This is a genomic window from Pseudomonas sp. LBUM1673 (genome assembly GCF_059695645.1).
In genome coordinates this window covers 6,228,211-6,245,957 of the sequence record NZ_CP166780.1, presented here as the reverse complement: position 1 = coordinate 6,245,957, position 17,747 = coordinate 6,228,211, and the positions used below count along the sequence as shown (strand labels likewise).

Sequence of the window (17,747 nt, the reverse complement as noted above, 5' to 3'; positions counted from 1 at the left end):
ATCAATGCTGAATGACACACCGTCTTCGCGAGCAAGCCCGCTCCCACAGGTTTCGTTCCTTAACTGACAGGCATCACTGCCGCGCTTTTTTATGTGTTGCTGCTGATTGTGCTTTGAGGCTAATCCAGATCGACAATATGGACTTCGTCGCTTTGGTAGTCGCTGATATAGGCACGGTTGTGTTGATCAAGCACCATGTCATACGGTTCGAAAGCGCCAGGGATGGGGATCCTGCGAACAATCTCATGCGTGGCGGTATTAACTTCCACGACCTCTTTTTTGGTTTGATCAACGGCATAAGCGTTGTTTTCGCCAAACACTATTTTTCCTTCGCAAGTCACAAAATCGAAATGCCGGGTGGTCGATGATCGAGTGTCCAGCACCGTAAGTTTTCGAGCGTCCAGACCCACGATATACACGCTGCTGCCATCAGGACTGACAGTAACCGCTGACGGATATTGTTCGGTTTTGATGATGTTGATGACTTCGAAAGTCTTGCTGCTGATGACCGTGAGCGCGTCCCGATAGGGGCCGGTAGGGGAATTGGTACTGGAAATATAAAGACGCGAATCGTCCTGGCTGATATCCACACTGATGGACGGAGAGGGTAACCCTCGCACTCTGCTCACCGCATAAGTGTGGGTGTCAATAATTGCCAACCATTCTTTCTCATGTCGAACAGTGACGTAAACATGCTTCCCGTCTCGGCTCGCGACGACGCCCCAAGGGTGTCTTCCCACCGTGACGTTACCCACCGCGTATGTTTCGGTATCAATAACCGATACCGAGCTTGAACCGTAGTTGGTCACGTAAGCTCTTTTTCCAGCGGGGTCGAGGGCGATGCTTTGGGGGTAACGCTCGACGGCGATAATGCAGATTACCTTTTTGTTCCGGGTGTCGATGACTGACACATTGCTTGAAATGTAATTGCAAACAAAAACCCGTACCCCATCATCGCTGATGGCTATTCCTCGTGGTCCTTCCCCTACAGCTATCGAATCGTTGTGCGTTGTCACGGGGGATGAACTCGAATTGTGACTCATGATAGAACTCCTGTTCGGGACGCTCGGACAAACGCCCGAGTTCAAGTTCATCAATGACCAGAAGTGACATCTACTGGCAGATATGACAGTTCTGACGAGTGGCAAAGGCTCTTGGAAGTGAAAATGCGGACGGCGTCTGAAAATTTTTCCTCCGGTTAACACTCTCTTAACATCTCGCCCCCAAGGTCTTGATCGTATTTCTCGATATTTCAGAGCGAAATTTTCCGCTTTAAATCAATAGATAACTCGATAGTCTTGGGCGCAGTTCTTACAGGATTTGGGCAATGCAGCTACGTAACTCTTCTTCCCGCTACGGTTGGGTCAGCATCTTCATGCACTGGGGTGTGGCGCTCGCGGTCTTCGGCCTGTTTGCATTGGGGTTGTGGATGATCGGTCTCGACTACTACAGCGTTTGGCGCAAAGACGCGCCGGATCTGCACAAGAGCATTGGTCTGGTGTTGTTCGCCGTTATGTCACTGCGGGTATTGTGGCGTTTCATCAGCCCACCGCCGTCACCTCTGCAAAGCTATAGCCGCATGACGCGCCTCAGTGCCGTGTTCGGTCATTCCTTCCTCTATCTCAGTCTGTTCGCTGTGATGATTGCCGGTTACTTGATTTCCACCGCAGACGGTGTCGGGATTCCGGTGTTTGGTCTGTTTGAAGTTCCTGCACTGGTTTCCGGACTACCGGACCAGGCAGACACCGCGGGTGTGATCCATTTGTACCTGGCCTGGGTGCTGGTAATTTTTTCCGGTCTCCATGCGTTGGCAGCATTGAAACACCACTTTATCGATCGTGATGCGACCCTGACGCGAATGCTGGGACGCAAAGCCTGATGTTCAACCTCGACTCCCAAGGAATAGAAAGCATGTTGAAAAAGACGCTCGCCGCTCTGGCAATCGGTTCTGCTCTGCTGTCCGCTAACGTGATGGCGGCCGATTACGTGGTCGACAAAGAAGGCCAGCACGCCTTCGTTGACTTCAAGATCAGCCACCTGGGCTACAGCTACATCACCGGTACCTTCAAGGATATCGACGGCAAGTTCAGCTTCGACGCTGCCAAACCTGAAGACAGCAAAATCGAGTTCAATGTGCGCACCGCCAGCGTGTTCACCAACCACGCCGAACGTGACAAGCACATCGCCAGCGGTGATTTCCTGAACGTGGGCAAATTCGCCGACGCCAAGTTCGTCTCCACCAGCGTCAAATCCACCGGCAAAAACGCCGCAGGCAAAGACACCGCCGACGTGACCGGTAACCTGACCCTGTTGGGTGTGACCAAGCCAATCGTGGTCAAGGCCACCTTCCTGGGTGAAGGCAAGGATCCATGGGGCGGCTACCGTGCCGGTTTCGAAGGCACCACCAGCATCAAGCGTTCCGATTTCGGCAAACAGAAAGACCTGGGCCCAGCGTCCGACGCGGTTGAGCTGTACGTTACGTTTGAAGGTGTCAAAGCGAAGTGAATTTCGTCTCTTGAACAAAAACGCCCCTGATCTCGCGATCCGGGGCGTTTTTTTTCTGATGGGTTCGGGCCAACCGCTATTTCTGTGATCGGCACATAACCCTGTAGGAGCGAGGCTTGCCCGCGAAGGCGTCATCAGCTACGCCGCAGAAACCGGGTCGCCCCCTTCGCCGGCAAGCCTGGCTCCTACAGGGTTACGTTGAAGCATAAAAAAATGCCCCTGATCTTGCGATCCGGGGCATTTTTCATGGCTTTGAAAAACTCAGCGGTTGCGGGTCAGCAACGCTGGTTTTTCGCCGCGCGGGCGGCCTGGCAGTTGATCCAGTTGCTCAGGTGTCGGGAAACGATCGCTTTTCGACTCCTTGTGAATGATCTTCGGCGCCGGCCCTCGCGGGTTTTGCACGGTCGGTTCCGGACGCGGCTGTTCGTCACGGGCCGGGCGGCGGTTGCGGGACTCTTCGCGACGGGCCTGGCCGTCACGTGGAGCACCGTTGCGTGGGCCGCTACGCTTGGCCGGCGGAGTACCAGTGGTTGCGCCACTGCTGTTGCGCGGACCGTTCTGACGACCTTGTGGCTGACCGGTACGCGGAGTGCTCGCGCCTGCGCCTTGTGCCGGTGCGCCGGGACGGCGGCCACGGCCCTGAGCCGGTTTGGCTTGAGGAACGTAATCGACGCGGTTACCGAAGTTATCGACATCGTCGTCCAGGAACTCGTCTGGAGCACGATCAGCGGCGGCGCGTGGTGCCGGACGCTGTTGCTCGCGGGCCGGAGTGCCTTCGCGCGGCTTGTGTTCACGTGCAGGGCGCTCGCCTCGGCCAGTGGCAGCAGGTTTTTCCTTGCCGCCCTTGTCCTTGCCCTTGTCTTTACGACCGCCACCACCACCGCTGCCGTTCGGACCGTCGCCGCGCGGGCCACGTGGGTTGCGCGGGTTACGCACATCCGGACGCTCGCGAACTTCCGGTTTCTCGGCTTCCACGGCGCTGGAATCGAAGCCCATCAGGTCGCCATCGGCGATTTTCTGCTTGGTCATGCGCTCGATGCTTTTCAGCAGTTTTTCTTCGTCCGGAGCCACCAGCGAGATCGCCTCGCCCGAACGACCGGCACGGCCGGTACGACCGATGCGGTGAACGTAGTCTTCGTCGACGTTTGGCAGTTCGAAGTTGACCACGTGGGGCAACTGGTCGATGTCCAGGCCGCGAGCGGCGATGTCGGTGGCAACCAGGATGCGCACTTCACCGGCCTTGAAGTCGGCCAAAGCTTTGGTGCGGGCGTTCTGGCTCTTGTTGCCGTGGATGGCGACGGCGGTAAGGCCGTGCTTGTCCAGGTACTCGGCCAGACGGTTGGCGCCGTGCTTGGTGCGGGTGAACACCAGCACCTGTTCCCAGGCACCGGCGGTGATCAGGTGCGCCAGCAACGAACGCTTGTGGCTGGCAGCCAGGCGGAATACGCGTTGTTCGATCCGCTCGACCGTGGTGTTCGGCGGCGTGACTTCAATGCGTTCCGGGTTGTGCAGCAGCTTGCCGGCGAGGTCGGTGATGTCTTTGGAGAACGTCGCCGAGAACAGCAGGTTCTGGCGTTTGCTCGGCAGACGGGCGAGGACCTTTTTCACGTCATGGACAAAGCCCATGTCGAGCATGCGGTCGGCTTCGTCCAGTACGAGGATTTCCACGTGGGACAGATCGACACTGCCTTGGCCGGCGAGGTCGAGCAGGCGACCAGGGCAGGCCACCAACACGTCGACGCCGCGGGACATGGCCTGAACCTGCGGGTTCATGCCAACGCCGCCGAAGATGCAGGCGCTGACGAACTTCAGGTCACGGGCATAGACCTTGAAGCTCTCGTGTACCTGGGCTGCGAGTTCGCGGGTTGGGGTCAGGACCAGTACGCGCGGTTGGCGCGGGCCGTGACGCTGGGATTTGTCCGGGTGACCGTTGGGAAACAACCGCTCCAGAATCGGAAGGGCGAAGCCGCCGGTTTTACCAGTACCTGTCTGTGCCGCAACCATCAGGTCGCGACCTTGCAACACGGCGGGAATGGCCCGCTGTTGCACCGGAGTAGGCTCGGTATAGCCCGCTGCCTCGATGGCGCGGACTAAAGCCTCGGAGAGACCGAGGGAAGCAAAGGACATGAGTAATCCTGTTTTAGTTAGGGCTTGGCCCAATGGGAGTCTTGCCTGGCGCGAATGGCGTTTAAGAGGACGCAATCCCGTCCGGTCCTGCTGGGTCTCGAAGGCTCATCTGGAGCGCTCGCGCGGGCTGAAAAGCTGCGCTGTAGCGGTTCGAGATGCCTTGAACAAGTCCGAGCGTCCGGGCGTGAGCCTGGCGGGAAGGCCGGAGTATAACAGAGCAATCACTGCGTGCCGCTTTCCCGCTGCTCAACGGTTTTTCCGCCGGTTGCGGTGGCGCTTGCGGCCCGTGCTTCGATGGTCGGGCCGGCGCCATAGCGGGCGCTCAGTTCGGCGTAGGCGGGCTCGCGCTTGAAGCGTTTGAGCTCGGCACCGAAACGCTGCACCAACAAATCCATCCCGGCGTTGCGGCGTACCGCCAGAAACTGGCTCTGCTGGCTGATGACGGTCGGGTTTTCGGTGATCTTGTCGCGTATGTTCAGTTGATCGAGCAAATGCTGGCCAACCCGGCGATCGGTGATCATCAAGTCGATCCGGCCGCGCACCAGTTTGCCGAAATTGGCTTCATGGGTGGGCGCCGGTTCCCGGGTGAACAGTGTCGATTCGCTGAAGTCCTTGCTGTACAGGTAGCCCGGCGAGGTGCCGATGGTCAGGCCTTTCAGATCGTCCAGGATGCGAAACGGATACGGCCGGTCGTTGGCGTAGAACATCACGAACTCGACTTGCGAGAGCGGTTCGCTGGGGTAGAGCAGGGTCGCGTCGCGTTCATCACTGTGGAAAATATCCAGCGCACCATCCGCCTGGCCTTGCTCGAGCATTGACAGGCAGCGTTTCCACGGCAGGAACTGCCATTCCACATCGATCCCGAGGCGTTTGAAGACAATGGCGGTGGTTTCGTAGTCGAGTCCCAGAGACTTGCCGTTTTCCTCGTACACGTAAGGTGCCCAGGGTTCGGTGACAATACGCAACTGCTCGCCCCGAGCGGTGAAGCTCAGGCAAGTGAACAGAAGCACGGTCAGTAACTGAGCGATCAGAGGCATGGCTTGAGATTACGACGAGAAATCATAAAGAGCCAGAAAGCGGATCCAGAAGCTCTGGTTCAAGACATTGCCGCACAATAACAGGGCACCAAAAAGCAAAAGATCGCAGCCTTCGGCATTGCCCACCGGTGCGTAGGAGTTGCCGAAGGTTGCGATCCTTTGATCTTGCTTTTGCTTGTGGCTTTTTTCTTAACGCGGCAACTTCAGGTTGTTCCACACCGCCAGACTCGCTTCGGCCTGGTTCAATGTGTAGAAATGCAGCCCTGGAGCTCCACCCTGCAGCAGGCGTTCGCACATTTCGGTGATGACTTGCTCACCAAAGCCTTGGATGCTTTGGGTGTCGTCGCCGTAGGCTTCCAGCTGCTTGCGGATCCAGCGCGGGATTTCCGCACCGCAAGCGTCAGAGAAGCGCGCCAGCTTGCTGTAGTTGGTGATCGGCATGATCCCCGGCACGATCGGAATGTTCACGCCCATTGCCCGTACACGCTCGACGAAATAGAAGTAGCTGTCGGCGTTGAAGAAGTACTGGGTGATCGCACTGTCGGCGCCAGCGTTGGCCTTACGCACGAAGTTGGTCAGATCCTCTTCGAAATTGCGCGCTTGCGGATGCATCTCCGGATAAGCGGCGACTTCGATGTGGAAATGATCGCCGGTCTCTTCACGAATGAATTCAACCAGGTCGTTGGCGTGGCGCATCTCGCCGCTGGCCATGCCCATGCCAGACGGCAGGTCACCGCGCAAGGCAACAATACGCTTGATACCGGCTGCCTTGTATTGAGCCAGCAGGCCGCGCAGGTCGTCCTTGCTGTCGCCCACGCAAGACAGATGCGGTGCGGCAGGGATTTTGACTTCACTTTCAAGTTGCAACACGGTGTTGAGGGTGCGATCACGAGTCGAACCGCCAGCGCCGTAGGTGCAGGAGAAGAAGTCAGGATTGTAGGTTGCCAGATGACGGGCAGTGGCGATCAGTTTTTCATGCCCAGCATCGGTCTTCGTAGGGAAGAACTCGAAGCTGTAGCGACGGTCTTGGGACATGGTCATATCCTTGGAAACACGTAAGCCTGGAAGACGTGCACATCCCAATGTGGGAGCCGGCTTGCTCGCGAAAGCGGTGGGTCAGACGACATTAATGTTGAATGATAAACCGCCTTCGCGAGCAAGCCCGCTCCCACAAGGGAGAGCAGGCAGCAGGACCAATCAGTAGCGGTAAGCGTGCGGCTTGAACGGGCCTTCGACGGTCACGCCGATGTAGTCAGCCTGTTGTTTGGTCAGTTGAGTGACCACGCCACCGAAACCGCGGACCATTTCCAGGGCCACTTCTTCGTCGAGTTTTTTCGGCAGTACTTCAACGGTCAGGCGCTCGGCTTTCTGGGCTGGCGACAGGTCGGCGTACTTCTGGCCGAACAGGAAGATCTGTGCCAGAACCTGGTTGGCGAACGAACCGTCCATGATGCGGCTTGGGTGGCCAGTGGCGTTACCCAGGTTAACCAGGCGGCCTTCGGCCAGCAGGATCAGGTAGTCGTCGTTCTGGGCGTCGAACGCGCCAGGACCGGTACGGTGGATCTTGTGAACCTGTGGCTTCACTTCTTCCCACGCCCAGTTCTTGCGCATGAAAGCGGTGTCGATTTCGTTGTCGAAGTGGCCGATGTTGCAGACAACAGCGCGCTTCTTCAGGGCTTTGAGCATGTTCGCGTCGCAAACATTGACGTTACCGGTGGTGGTCACGATCAGGTCGATCTTGCCCAGCAGCGCTTTGTCGATGCTTGCTTCGGTACCGTTGTTGATACCGTCGATGAACGGCGAAACCAGTTCGAAACCGTCCATGCAGGCTTGCATGGCGCAGATCGGGTCGACTTCGGAGACTTTAACGATCATGCCTTCCTGACGCAGGGACTGGGCCGAGCCCTTGCCCACGTCACCGTAACCGATGACCAGCGCTTGCTTGCCGGACAGCAGGTGGTCGGTACCGCGCTTGATAGCATCGTTCAGGCTGTGACGGCAGCCGTACTTGTTGTCGTTCTTGCTCTTGGTCACCGAGTCGTTGACGTTGATGGCCGGGATTTTCAGCTCGCCCTTGGCCAGCATGTCCAGCAGGCGGTGAACGCCAGTGGTGGTTTCTTCGGTCACGCCGTGGACGCGGTCCAGGATCGCCGGGTATTTCTTGTGCAGCAGCTCGGTCAGGTCGCCGCCGTCGTCGAGGATCATGTTGGCATCCCAAGGCGCGCCATCTTTCAGGATGGTTTGCTCCAGGCACCACTCGTACTCTTCTTCGGTTTCACCTTTCCAGGCGAAAACCGGGATACCAGCAGCGGCGATAGCGGCAGCGGCCTGGTCTTGAGTCGAGAAAATGTTGCAGGACGACCAACGCACTTCGGCACCCAGGGCAACCAGGGTTTCGATCAGCACGGCAGTCTGAATGGTCATGTGGATGCAGCCGAGGATCTTCGCGCCTTTGAGCGGTTGCTCGGCGGAGTACTTGCGGCGCAGACCCATCAGGGCTGGCATTTCGGATTCGGCGATGATGGTTTCGCGACGGCCCCAGGCAGCCAGGGACATGTCGGCGACTTTGTAATCGTTAAAATCTACAGGCGTGATAACAGCGCTCATAAAGAGCCTCCATTCGTAATGTATGCGAATGGGCGCCGTTGTGCGTTTAGTGTCCGACCGTGGCCAGTCAACGCCCCATCCGAGCCTGACAGGTCGAACCTGCTGCAGCGCCCCTCGGACAGGTGGCGGGAAAACGGTAACAAGTGAAAGTTACCGTTTTGAAACGGTGGCGATTATAGCCGTGTAGACGATACTTCCAAAGCGTTTCTGTTGGTCAATGTCCGAACGGTAATCGAGACCATAGTCGATGCTTAATAGAGCTTAAGGGTAGTGCTCTGCCATGATGCAGGGCATCAAAGGCAAGACGGTCAGGAGTGAGTATGAATTTCCACACCCGCAAATGGGTAAAACCCGAAGACCTCAACCCCAACGGCACGCTGTTCGGCGGCAGTTTGCTGCGCTGGATCGACGAAGAAGCGGCGATCTACGCCATCGTCCAGCTGGGTAATCAGCGCGTGGTCACCAAATACATTTCCGAAATCAACTTTGTCAGTGCCTCGCGTCAGGGCGACATCATCGAGCTGGGCATCACGGCGACCGAGTTCGGTCGCACCTCGATCACGCTGACCTGTGAAGTGCGTAACAAAATCACCCGCAAGAGCATCCTGACGGTGGAGAAGATGGTTTTCGTGAACCTGGGCGAAGACGGCCTGCCCGCGCCGCACGGCCGGACCGAGATCAGGTACGTCAAAGACCAGTTCAAGGATGATGACATCGGCGAGTAATTGCCGCTTCTGTGGCGAGGGAGCTTGCTCCCGTTGGGGTGCGAAGCGGCCCTGAAATCTGTCATCGGGTTCTTTCAGGCAGACTTCACGTCAGCTTACGACTGCTTCGCAGCCGAGCGGGAGCAAGCTCCCTCGCCACAGGGCTTGCTTCGTTCTACCGGATAGTGAACAGCTCCGAACCCCGCGTGTCGTATCTAAACGACACGCCACTGGTTCAGGTGCTTTATGGACACGCCAAAAGACGGCAAGACCCCGGACCTCTCGGCGCAAGAACAGCGCGAGGTCGACAAGAATCAGCCACCGCGCGCGGCGGTGCTGCACGAAATCATTCGTACCCAAGGTGATCAGGAACTCGAGCGCAGCGTTGCGGCGCTGTGGTGGTCGGCTCTGGCTGCCGGCCTGACCATGGGCTTGTCGCTGATGGGCATGGGGCTGCTCAACTCGCGTCTGCCAGACGGCGAAGGCTTCAAGGTGATCGCCAGTTTCGGTTACTGCGCAGGTTTTCTCGCGGTGATTCTCGCCCGTCAGCAACTCTTTACCGAAAACACCCTGACCGCCGTGCTGCCGATCATGAGCAAACCTACGCTGGGTAACTTCGGTCGGCTTTTGCGGCTGTGGACGGTGGTGCTGGTGGGCAACCTCTGCGGCACCTTGCTGGTGGCGTATGTCATGTTGCATCTGCCGATTTTCGACACCAAGACCGATCTGGCCTTCCTCGACATCGGGCGCAAGGTCATGGAGAACGACGCCAGCAAAATGTTCGCCAAAGGCATCATCTCCGGCTGGATGATCGCCACCATGGTCTGGATGATCCCGTCCATGGAAAGCGCCAAGATGTGGATCATCATCCTCATCACCTATTTCATGGCGCTGGGCGATTTCACCCACATCGTGGTCGGATCGGTCGAGGTCTCGTACCTGGTGTTTGCCGGCGAGTTGCCGTGGAAGGATTTCTGGCTGGTGTTCGCAGGTCCCACGCTGGTGGGGAATATCATCGGTGGCAGTTTTATCTTCGCATTGATCAGTCACGCGCAGATTCGCAGTGAAGGCGGGCCGTCGAAGACATCTGCGGAACGGGGTCAGGAACCCGAACCGCAGAAGATCGAAAATGAAGGGTAGCGCAATTCCATGTGGGAGCGGGCTTGCTCGCGAAGGCGGTGTGTCAGGCGACATGAATCTTGACTGTGCCGCCGCCTTCGCGAGCAAGCCCACACATTAACTGGCTGGCATTTAGCCGGACACATTGACCGTGGCAGCACTGCGACGTTGCAGGTAGATGAAGAGCAGTGCCGTCAACCCGCTGACCAGTGCGCCGGTCCACGGCAAGTCCGCCAGGTCCGCACCACTGGCCACAACCAACCCGCCAATCCACGGCCCGGCTGCGTTGCCGAGATTGAATGCGCTTTGATTCAACGTCGACCCGAGATTCGGCGCCTCATGGGCCTGATCGATGATCAGGCATACGCAGGCCGAAGACCGTTCTCGGTGAGAGCGGGCAGAGGCAGGCATTATTGGAATTAGTGTGTGCGCAACTGAGTGCGGCGTGGTCGTTTGCAGTATAAACAGCTGCGGACATGGCGAATCAATTTTCTGCCCCGCTTTATGCAGGAGCACGGCTTGCCGGCGCTGGCGATCTTGACAACGATATCGCCGGCAAGCCGTGCTCCTGCAAGGGAGAGACGGGCAACAAAAAGGAGTGTGCCGTGCTTGCGACGGTTCTGGTGTTGGTGGCAGCGCTGTTGCACGCGGCGTGGAATACCCTGATCAAATTCAGCGCGGAGCGGCTGTTGGTGGTGGCCTGCATGGACAGCGTGGCGCTGCTGTTTGTCGCCCTGATGCTGCCCTTCGTGGCGCTTCCGCCTCTGGTAATGTGGCCGTGGATTTTGGCGTCGGCGGCATTCGAGCTGCTTTATCGCTACCTGCTGATCCAGGCCTATCGAGTCGGCGATCTCGGTCTGGTCTATCCGTTGATGCGCGGCCTGTCGCCGCTGGGTGGTGCTGGCACTGACGCTGATCTTCGCCGCAGAAGTGCTGACGGCCCAGCAGGTTTTCGGGATTTTGCTGATCCCGTTCGGCATGTTGTGTCTGCTTTGGCAGGGCGGTGGCGGGGTGCGTCTGCCGTGGTCGATGCTGCCGGTGGTGGCGCTGATCGGGTTGTGCATCGGTTGCTATACCTTCATCGATGGCCAGGCCCTGCGGCGCTGGTCCCATCCGCTGGATTATCTGGTTTGGGTTACCTTGTTCAGCGCCTGGCCGTTTCCATTGCTGGCGCTGCTGCGCAAGCGGCCGGCGTTCATGCTGTTCTGGCGTGAGCAGTGGCGGTTGGGGCTGGCAGTCGGGTTCTGCGTATTGTTTAGCTACGCTCTGGTGCTGTGGGCCATGCAGCTCGGCTCGATTGCCGAAGCGGCGGCGCTGCGCGAGATCAGCGTGATTCTGGTGGTGCTGTTCGGTATGCGTTACCTGAAAGAACCTTTCGGCAGACCGCGGCTCTTAGCCTGTGGGCTGGTGCTGATCGGCATGTTGGTGATGAAGTTTTAGTCGCCCCTGATGGAATTCGATTTTCTATAACTTGAAGAAGGGACTGTGTTATGACAGTTGCTCTGTGGTGCATTTTGATTGCGATCTGCTTGCCTTACTTGTGCATAGGCATCGCCAAGATCAGTGGCGGGTACGGGCTTAGACACAATCATGACCCTCGAGGGTTTCTCGACTCCCTGGAAGGCTTGGGCAAGCGGGCGTATGCGGCGCAACTGAACAGTTTTGAAGTGACCCCGGCGTTTGCGGCGGCGGTGATCGTGGCGCATCTGGCTGGCAATGCTGAACTGGTGACGATCAATGTGCTGTCGGTGTTATTCATCACCAGCCGGTTGCTATTCATCATTTGCTACCTGGCGGACTGGGCGACTCTGCGGTCGCTGGTGTGGTTTGTGGGGATGGGGTTGATCGTCAGTTTCTTCGTTGTGTCGGTCTGAATCTTGCCGTTGAAATTTTCGGTGTCTGTCAGGGCCTCTTCGCGAGCAAGCCCCACATTGGATCTTCAGTGAGCACAAGATATGTGTCCGCCGATAATTCAATGTGGGAGCGGCGGTGCGGCGATCCGACTTGCTCGCGAATGCAGTCGTGCTGTCGATACAACGCTTAAGGATTGGCTTTAACCGTATCAGCCACCTGTGGCACCTGTGGCACCTGAGGCAACGCCGCCCCTTTAGGCCAGAGCATCCAGATCTGCCCCTGCTGTTTCATGTCGCCGGCCAATTGCCCGGCCGCGTCGCCCGTGCCCCAGAACAGGTCCGCGCGGACCTCGCCGGCAATCGCGCCGCCAGTATCTTGAGCGGCCACCGGACGTACCAGCGCGCTGCCGTCCGGTCGCGTGGTCGATAACCACAACAGGCTGCCGAGTGGAATTACCTTGCGGTCCACCGCCGCGCTATAACCGGCGGTCAATGGCACATTCAGCGAGCCGCGTGGCCCTTCGTTGCTGTCGGGATTGCGATTGAAGAACACGTAGCTGGGGTTGCTGCCGAGCAGTTCGGGAATGCGCGTCGGATTGGCCTTGGCCCAGTTATTGATGGCGCCCATGGTTACGTCTTCTTTCTTCAGCTCGCCCTGATCCACCAGCCAGCGGCCGATGGGCCGGTAGGGGTGGCCGTTCTGATCGGCGTAACCGATGCGCAACTGACGACCGTCATCAAGCTGGATGCGACCCGAACCCTGGATTTGCAGAAACTGCAGGTTCATCGGATCGGTCAGCCAGGCAATCACCGGCGCTTTCACGCCTTTGGTTTCAATCGTTGCCGCATCGTCGTACGGCTTGAGCACGCGCCCTTCGAGTCGTCCGCGCAGGCGTTTGCCTTTGAGTTCCGGGTAGATGCTGTCCAGGGAGACGATGATCATGTCCTCGGGCACGCCGTACACCGGGATGTTGGCTTCCTCGGTTTGAGTCAGGCTGCCGGGATACACCGGTTCGTAGTAACCGGTGATCAACCCGTTGGGGTTGTCATTGGCGGCACGCAGACCGTAGACGTCGAGGTTCTGTTTGAGAAAACCGCGGATGTCGCTGGCGGTTGGCGACACATTGGCGGAAGCCGCACAGGTCGAGCCCCAGACCGGGTCGGCCTTGAGTCGGGTGCAGGCGCTGCGCCACGAGCCGAAACCGGCGACGAGGTCGTTGTCGGACACCGCTGGTAGCGCTTCCCAGGTGGCGCTGGAGTAGGTCGCCAGTGCGTGGGTTTTCGGTTTGCTGCTGTCGCCACCGGTGCAGCCCGCAAGCACGGCCACCATCGGAAGGGTCCAGGCCAGATTGTGACGCCATGCCTTGAAACGGCTGTTCATGGAGTAATTCCTTTGCCGGTTGCTTGAGTGCTCCATGCGCTCAAGCAACCCGTATTGATAATAGGGCTATTGGTCTTTGCGGGTGACGCGAGGATACTGGCCGCCGTTTCCAGTGACCTGAAGCCACCATGACTCTTAAAAGACTTTCTGTTGTATTGCTGGCCTGCCTGACCTTGTCCGCCTGCGGCGGTGTCGACCCCAACTCGCCATTGGGTCAGCGCAAGGCGATCTTCAAACAGATGCTCAAGACCGGCGAAGACCTGGGCGGCATGTTGCGTGGGCGTATTCCGTTCGATGGCCCAAAATTCGCCGACGGCGCTGTGAAACTCGACGCGTTGTCCCATGAGCCGTGGAAGCATTTCCCGCAAGTGCGCGAAGAGGATCACACCAGCGCCAAGGACGATGTCTGGCAGAAGCAGGCACGTTTCCAGGAAATGGCCCGTACCCTTGAAGGTGCCACCGGTGAACTGGTGATTGCCAGCAAGGTTCAGCCTTACAAGGTCAGCAATCTGGGGCCGGCGGTGCAGAAAGTCGAAGACGCTTGTAGTGCCTGCCATAAAGAGTTTCGGGATCATTGATTGTGGCGAGGGGGCTTGCCCCCGTTGGGTTGCGAAGCAGCCCCAAATGGCAACCGCAATCAATCTGTCAGATTGCATTGGTTGGATTGCGACTGCTGCGCAGCCGAACGGGGGCAAGCCCCCTCGCCACAAAGGCCCCTTGTTCAAGCCAGACTACTTGTCCAGCTCGTCGAGCGCTTCCTGCAATTCCTTGCGCGACTGAGCCAGTTTGTCCTTTCGCTTGTTGATCTTCTCGGCATCGCCTTTTTTCATCGCCTTGTCGAGGTCGGCCTGACGCGTGCTGACTTCGTGCTTGGCGTCGAGCACCTTGTTTTCCCGTTCCTTCTTCAAGGAGGCGTCGGTGCATTGGGCAGTGACTTCGCTCAGGGCGGTTTCCAGGCCAGCCTGTTGATCGGCATTGCCGCGGGACTTGGCCAGTTCGATCTGGTTGATGAAGCCTTGTTTCTTTGCGGCGCAGCCGGTCAGGCCCGGGGCGTCTTCAGCGGCCATTAATGGAGCGGCCATCACGCTGCACAGGGTCAACAAGGCGAGCGGTGAAAGAAGTTTCATAAAAGCTCCAGATGAAAAAATCGATGTAGCGATGGGCTGTTTGAGCGCATCGGCACCTTTGGGTTCCCGGGTTGACGGGCATCCCCGCCTGCTAAAAACCGTCAATCCCGGCAACACGTAATGTCTCGCTCAAGGCCAGGACCTGAGGGTCGCGGAAAAAAGCGCTCAATTGCGCCGCGCGTCCCGGGCCGATGCCGGCTTCGGCCTGCCATTGTTCGGTGTTTCGTTGCGCCAGCGCCTGCCATGAATCGGCAAGGCGTGCCTGGCCGGTTGGAGGCAAGCCCAGGGCTTTGAGCCAGCGAGCGAATGGGCGTTGCCTGGCGCTGTTGAGGCTGTTCAAAAGACGCGCGCTGCTGCGTTCGCCGAAGCCATCAATGTTAGCAAGCTCTTGCTCATCGAGGGTCATCCAATCGAGCAGACTGCCGAGGCGTTCGGCCTTGAGCAGTTTCTCCCAGGTGCCCGGCCCGACATGAGGCAAGGCCAGCCCCTGTTTGCCGCTGAGCCAATTAAGGCGTGCGAGGAACTGGCTCTCGCATCCCGGTGTCGGCTGCCAGCAGCTTAACGGGTGAAAGTCTGCTGCCCGCGGTACGTTCAATTCAGGCCGTTCGGTGCTGCGCAATACGACACCATCGAGCCTGGGGATGGTCAGCCCCGCCAGGCTGATGGCGACCTGATCACCGGGACGAATGTCCAGCGCCTCCCAGCGTTGCAGAGAGCTGACACTGACGCGCTTGATCTGCCGGTCATCGAGCATCACCGGTACCAGATCCAGCACCGGCGTGATTCGGCCGGTTCGTCCAATCTTGAAGTGGACCTTGCGCACCTCGGCCAGTGCCTGGGCAAAGGGGTATTTCCAGGCAACGCTCCAGTAAGGCGCTTTCGCCTGCCAGCGCTCGGCCGGTGGGCGCTGGCTCTGACGCAAGACCACCCCATCGCTGGCGAAGGACAGGGGCGAGCGATACCAGTGATCGCGCCAGCGTTCAGCATCGGCAAATGCCTTGATCGGCTGGCTGTAGGGCGCCATGCTCGGGAACCCCAGTTTATCCAGCGCTGCCACGCGAGCCGGCAGGCTTTTCGGGCCTTGGGGCCAATCCCAGACAAACAGCCCGATACCGGCGGCTTGCTCAGGGCTCAGCGCCTTGCGCGCCATCAGCCCGGCCACCGTGGTGCGAGCATTGAGGCTGCCGGCCTGGGCTTGTATGTGTTCGGTCAGGCGCCAATAGAGTTCGCCTTGCAGCAGCAGATCCAGCGACTGCGGAAGTTTTTGAGGGATGGCGGCGATCTGGCGCGCCGAGGCAGTCCAGTCCTGGCCGTTTACCCCGTCACCCCGACTGATCGCCCGGTGCAGCCAGCCGTTGCGGTAGATCAACGTCACCGCCACGCCGTCGACCTTGGGCTGAATCCAGACCTCCTCCCGATCTTTTAGCCAGGCTTCGACGGCGAGCCCATCGCGCAGCTTTTCCAGGCCGGTGTGGGCGATGGGGTGAGCAAGCGTGCCGCCGGCCGTACGCAACGGTTCGGGGGAGGGGCCGGAATCAAAACACTCGCGCCATTCGCTCAGTCGCGCACGGGACTGATCATAGAGTTCGTCGGCGATCAGCGATTGGCCTTCACGGTGGTAGCTGTCGTCCCAGCGATCGATTTGCTGTTGCAGGGTGGTGATTTCTTCCTGCGCACGGACGGGTGGCCAGTCGGGGCATTCGGCGGCATTGGCGGTCAGGCAGGCGAAGGTCAGCAGGAAACCGAAAAACAGGCGCAGGTTGGGCAGCATCGAGAGCGTCCTTGCTCGTTGGGATGCTTGAAGGCTAGGACGGATTTTCACAATGACGAGGCTGACTGTTTTTCAGTGTGTGTCGATGGACCCTGCTGGAACGAGGCTTTGTGGCGAGGGGGCTTGCCCCCGTTGGAGTGCGAAGCGCTCCCGAAGGCAGCGGGTGCGATGCTTCAGTTAGACTGCGTCGTCCGATTTACGACTGCTTTGCAGCCGAACGTGGGCAAGCCCCCTCTCCACAAAAGCCCGCTCCTACAAAAAGCACGGACAATAAAAAGCCCCGCACGGCGAACCGTGCGGGGCTTTTGGTACCGCCAGGAAAGTCTTACAGGCCGGCAGCCGAACGGAGGTCGTCGGCGCGGTCGGTTTTTTCCCAGGTGAAGGTGGTGAAAGTATCTTCGCCCACAGTCTTGGATTCCGGGGTGCGACCGAAGTGGCCGTACGCAGCGGTTTCCTGGTACATCGGGTGCAGCAGGTCGAGCATGGTGGTAATCGCGTATGGGCGCAGGTCGAACACTTCGCGAACCAGTTTGACGATTTTGTCGTCGCTGATTTTGCCGGTGCCGAAGGTGTTCAACGAGATCGACGTAGGCTGGGCAACACCGATCGCGTAGGAAACCTGAATCTCGCAACGCTCGGCCAGGCCGGCGGCGACGATGTTCTTGGCCACGTAACGACCGGCATAGGCCGCCGAACGGTCAACCTTCGATGGATCCTTGCCGGAGAACGCGCCACCGCCGTGACGGGCCATGCCGCCGTAGCTGTCGACGATGATCTTGCGACCGGTCAGGCCGCAGTCGCCCACCGGGCCACCGATGATGAATTGGCCGGTCGGGTTGATGTGGAACTGGGTGTCTTTGCTCAGCAGTTCGGCAGGCAGTACGTGCTTGACGATCAGCTCCATCACGCCTTCGCGCAGGTCTTTGTAGGACACTTCAGGGTTGTGCTGGGTCGACAGAACAACGGCGTCGATACCCACAACCTTGCCGCCTTCGTAACGGCAAGTCACTTGCGACTTGGCATCCGGGCGCAGCCAAGGCAGCAGGCCGGATTTACGGGCTTCGGCTTGGCGTTGAACCAACTGGTGCGAGAAGGTGATCGGTGCTGGCATCAGCACGTCGGTTTCGTTGCTGGCGTAGCCGAACATCAGGCCCTGGTCGCCGGCGCCCTGGTCTTCAGGCTTGGCACGATCAACGCCTTGGTTGATGTCGGGGGACTGCTTGCCGATGATGTTCATCACGCCGCAGGTTGCACCGTCGAAACCGACATTGGAGCTGTTGTAGCCGATGTCGAGAATCACGTTACGGACGATGTCTTCCAGATCGACCCAGGCCGACGTGGTGACTTCACCTGCGATGATTGCCACGCCGGTTTTCACCAGAGTTTCGCACGCCACACGGGCGAACTTGTCTTCAGCAATGATGGCGTCCAGCACCGCATCGGAAATCTGGTCGGCGATTTTGTCCGGATGCCCTTCGGACACGGACTCGGAGGTGAAGAGGGAGTATTCGCTCAT

15 protein-coding genes, 2 pseudogenes and 1 riboswitch are annotated in these 17,747 nt (G+C 58.8%); of the genes and pseudogenes, 7 read left to right on the top strand and 10 right to left on the bottom strand.

What is annotated here, in order from left to right:
- Positions 1-119 precede the first annotated feature (119 nt).
- Positions 120-1,043, bottom strand: a complete 924-nt coding sequence (locus ACA044_RS28590) for a YncE family protein (protein ID WP_497444255.1) — start codon at positions 1,041-1,043, stop codon at positions 120-122.
- 284 nt (positions 1,044-1,327) lie between these two features.
- Here ACA044_RS28590 and ACA044_RS28585 point away from each other — a divergent pair, with 284 nt between their 5' ends.
- Together ACA044_RS28585 and ACA044_RS28580 are read left to right on the top strand one after the other, a co-directional pair.
- On the top strand, positions 1,328-1,879 hold the full coding sequence (locus tag ACA044_RS28585; protein WP_497444254.1) for a cytochrome b: 552 nt from the start codon (positions 1,328-1,330) through the stop codon (positions 1,877-1,879).
- A gap of 32 nt (positions 1,880-1,911) precedes the next feature.
- Positions 1,912-2,505, top strand: coding sequence for a YceI family protein (locus tag ACA044_RS28580; protein ID WP_253546516.1), 594 nt, complete (start codon positions 1,912-1,914; stop codon positions 2,503-2,505).
- A gap of 261 nt (positions 2,506-2,766) precedes the next feature.
- Here ACA044_RS28580 and rhlE2 read toward each other — a convergent pair whose 3' ends face one another.
- The 4 genes from rhlE2 to ahcY all read right to left on the bottom strand — a co-directional run bounded on the left by rhlE2 (position 2,767) and on the right by ahcY (position 8,276).
- Positions 2,767-4,632, bottom strand: coding sequence for an RNA helicase RhlE2 (gene rhlE2, locus ACA044_RS28575; protein ID WP_497444253.1), 1,866 nt, complete (start codon positions 4,630-4,632; stop codon positions 2,767-2,769).
- Positions 4,633-4,853: 221 nt separating this feature from the next.
- A complete protein-coding gene (locus tag ACA044_RS28570) occupies positions 4,854-5,669 on the bottom strand; it encodes a substrate-binding periplasmic protein (protein WP_497444252.1) in 816 nt (271 codons plus the stop codon).
- A gap of 189 nt (positions 5,670-5,858) precedes the next feature.
- A complete protein-coding gene (gene metF / locus ACA044_RS28565) occupies positions 5,859-6,704 on the bottom strand; it encodes a methylenetetrahydrofolate reductase [NAD(P)H] (protein ID WP_497444251.1) in 846 nt (281 codons plus the stop codon).
- A 162-nt stretch (positions 6,705-6,866) separates the two neighbouring features.
- Positions 6,867-8,276 carry an adenosylhomocysteinase gene (gene ahcY / locus ACA044_RS28560; RefSeq protein ID WP_497444250.1) on the bottom strand — a complete coding sequence of 470 codons (1,410 nt, stop codon included), beginning with the start codon at positions 8,274-8,276 and terminating at the stop codon, positions 6,867-6,869.
- A 23-nt stretch (positions 8,277-8,299) separates the two neighbouring features.
- A riboswitch (S-adenosyl-L-homocysteine riboswitch) is annotated at positions 8,300-8,398 on the bottom strand.
- 198 nt (positions 8,399-8,596) lie between these two features.
- Here ahcY and ACA044_RS28555 point away from each other — a divergent pair.
- Both ACA044_RS28555 and ACA044_RS28550 read left to right on the top strand, forming a co-directional pair.
- Positions 8,597-9,001, top strand: a complete 405-nt coding sequence (locus ACA044_RS28555) for an acyl-CoA thioesterase (RefSeq protein ID WP_038981033.1) — start codon at positions 8,597-8,599, stop codon at positions 8,999-9,001.
- A 225-nt stretch (positions 9,002-9,226) separates the two neighbouring features.
- The gene (locus ACA044_RS28550) at positions 9,227-10,120 is read left to right on the top strand and encodes a formate/nitrite transporter family protein (protein ID WP_497444249.1); all 894 of its coding nucleotides are present in this window, start codon (positions 9,227-9,229) and stop codon (positions 10,118-10,120) included.
- A gap of 111 nt (positions 10,121-10,231) precedes the next feature.
- Here ACA044_RS28550 and ACA044_RS28545 read toward each other — a convergent pair.
- Positions 10,232-10,459, bottom strand: a pseudogene (locus tag ACA044_RS28545) (MFS transporter); the annotation flags it as partial.
- 245 nt (positions 10,460-10,704) lie between these two features.
- Here ACA044_RS28545 and ACA044_RS28540 point away from each other — a divergent pair.
- Positions 10,705-11,539 (top strand): annotated as a pseudogene (locus ACA044_RS28540) (EamA family transporter).
- A 50-nt stretch (positions 11,540-11,589) separates the two neighbouring features.
- Positions 11,590-11,973 (top strand): MAPEG family protein, encoded by a 384-nt coding sequence (locus ACA044_RS28535; protein WP_497444248.1) that lies wholly within the window; start codon positions 11,590-11,592, stop codon positions 11,971-11,973.
- A 166-nt stretch (positions 11,974-12,139) separates the two neighbouring features.
- On the opposite strand, the gene mltA is transcribed toward ACA044_RS28535, so the two are convergent.
- The gene (gene mltA, locus ACA044_RS28530) at positions 12,140-13,333 is read right to left on the bottom strand and encodes a murein transglycosylase A (protein ID WP_497444247.1); all 1,194 of its coding nucleotides are present in this window, start codon (positions 13,331-13,333) and stop codon (positions 12,140-12,142) included.
- A 128-nt stretch (positions 13,334-13,461) separates the two neighbouring features.
- Here mltA and ACA044_RS28525 point away from each other — a divergent pair, with 128 nt between their 5' ends.
- Positions 13,462-13,911 carry a c-type cytochrome gene (locus tag ACA044_RS28525; protein WP_052965033.1) on the top strand — a complete coding sequence of 150 codons (450 nt, stop codon included), beginning with the start codon at positions 13,462-13,464 and terminating at the stop codon, positions 13,909-13,911.
- A 153-nt stretch (positions 13,912-14,064) separates the two neighbouring features.
- Here ACA044_RS28525 and ACA044_RS28520 read toward each other — a convergent pair whose 3' ends face one another.
- From ACA044_RS28520 to metK, 3 genes are all read right to left on the bottom strand, one after another.
- Positions 14,065-14,460, bottom strand: coding sequence for a DUF1090 domain-containing protein (locus ACA044_RS28520; RefSeq protein ID WP_497444246.1), 396 nt, complete (start codon positions 14,458-14,460; stop codon positions 14,065-14,067).
- Between the two features lie 91 nt (positions 14,461-14,551).
- Positions 14,552-16,231: an NAD-dependent DNA ligase LigB gene (gene ligB, locus ACA044_RS28515; protein WP_497444245.1), complete on the bottom strand. Its 1,680-nt coding sequence runs from the start codon at positions 16,229-16,231 to the stop codon at positions 14,552-14,554.
- Between the two features lie 325 nt (positions 16,232-16,556).
- A complete protein-coding gene (metK, locus tag ACA044_RS28510) occupies positions 16,557-17,747 on the bottom strand; it encodes a methionine adenosyltransferase (RefSeq protein ID WP_497444244.1) in 1,191 nt (396 codons plus the stop codon).

Coding starts and splice junctions, on each gene's coding strand:
- ACA044_RS28590 (WP_497444255.1), bottom strand. CDS start 1,043: ATGAGTCACAATTCGAGTTCATCCCCCGTGACAACGCACAACGATTCG.
- ACA044_RS28585 (WP_497444254.1), top strand. CDS start 1,328: ATGCAGCTACGTAACTCTTCTTCCCGCTACGGTTGGGTCAGCATCTTC.
- ACA044_RS28580 (WP_253546516.1), top strand. CDS start 1,912: ATGTTGAAAAAGACGCTCGCCGCTCTGGCAATCGGTTCTGCTCTGCTG.
- rhlE2 (WP_497444253.1), bottom strand. CDS start 4,632: ATGTCCTTTGCTTCCCTCGGTCTCTCCGAGGCTTTAGTCCGCGCCATC.
- ACA044_RS28570 (WP_497444252.1), bottom strand. CDS start 5,669: ATGCCTCTGATCGCTCAGTTACTGACCGTGCTTCTGTTCACTTGCCTG.
- metF (WP_497444251.1), bottom strand. CDS start 6,704: ATGTCCCAAGACCGTCGCTACAGCTTCGAGTTCTTCCCTACGAAGACC.
- ahcY (WP_497444250.1), bottom strand. CDS start 8,276: ATGAGCGCTGTTATCACGCCTGTAGATTTTAACGATTACAAAGTCGCC.
- ACA044_RS28555 (WP_038981033.1), top strand. CDS start 8,597: ATGAATTTCCACACCCGCAAATGGGTAAAACCCGAAGACCTCAACCCC.
- ACA044_RS28550 (WP_497444249.1), top strand. CDS start 9,227: ATGGACACGCCAAAAGACGGCAAGACCCCGGACCTCTCGGCGCAAGAA.
- ACA044_RS28535 (WP_497444248.1), top strand. CDS start 11,590: ATGACAGTTGCTCTGTGGTGCATTTTGATTGCGATCTGCTTGCCTTAC.
- mltA (WP_497444247.1), bottom strand. CDS start 13,333: ATGAACAGCCGTTTCAAGGCATGGCGTCACAATCTGGCCTGGACCCTT.
- ACA044_RS28525 (WP_052965033.1), top strand. CDS start 13,462: ATGACTCTTAAAAGACTTTCTGTTGTATTGCTGGCCTGCCTGACCTTG.
- ACA044_RS28520 (WP_497444246.1), bottom strand. CDS start 14,460: ATGAAACTTCTTTCACCGCTCGCCTTGTTGACCCTGTGCAGCGTGATG.
- ligB (WP_497444245.1), bottom strand. CDS start 16,231: ATGCTGCCCAACCTGCGCCTGTTTTTCGGTTTCCTGCTGACCTTCGCC.
- metK (WP_497444244.1), bottom strand. CDS start 17,747: ATGAGCGAATACTCCCTCTTCACCTCCGAGTCCGTGTCCGAAGGGCAT.